Annotated in this window: 1 protein-coding gene; it reads left to right on the forward strand. The window is 35.7% G+C overall.

What is annotated here, in order from left to right:
* The coding region (locus tag C1I99_RS35505) for a hypothetical protein (protein ID WP_499877954.1) at nt 1-414 on the forward strand (414 nt) is incomplete at its 5' end.
* Nucleotides 415-437: the final 23 nt, after the last annotated feature.

Raw genomic sequence — 437 nt, forward strand, 5'->3', positions numbered from 1 at the left:
GAAAAGAACCCAGCACCAATGAAGGTAGAATGGGCACGTAAGTTAATCAACTTATTTAAGCGTCAAATGAGTTATACAGCGCAAATTGTTGAATTTACAGAATTATTCTTTAATGGTCCTGAAAATATCGATGAAGAGGCTAAAGAAGAATTGGCCACGGATGATGCTCTTCCAGTATTAAAAGCATTGGAAAAACAATTCAGTGATTTGCCAGTCTTTGATACAGTTAACATGTTGGCAGATATTAAGGCGGTTCAAAAGGAAACTGGAATTAAGGGTCGCAAACTTTGGATGCCAATTCGAATTGCTATTACCCATGAAATGCATGGACCAGAACTTCCAGAAAGTTTGGAATTATTAGGTTATGAATTATCAATGCAACATTTACGGGCAATGATTGAAGAATTAAGCTAAATATGAAAGAAGAACTCCAATAA

The sequence above is a fragment of the Micromonospora deserti genome (assembly GCF_003236335.1).
Classification (GTDB): Bacteria; Actinomycetota; Actinomycetes; order Mycobacteriales; family Micromonosporaceae; genus Micromonospora; species Micromonospora deserti.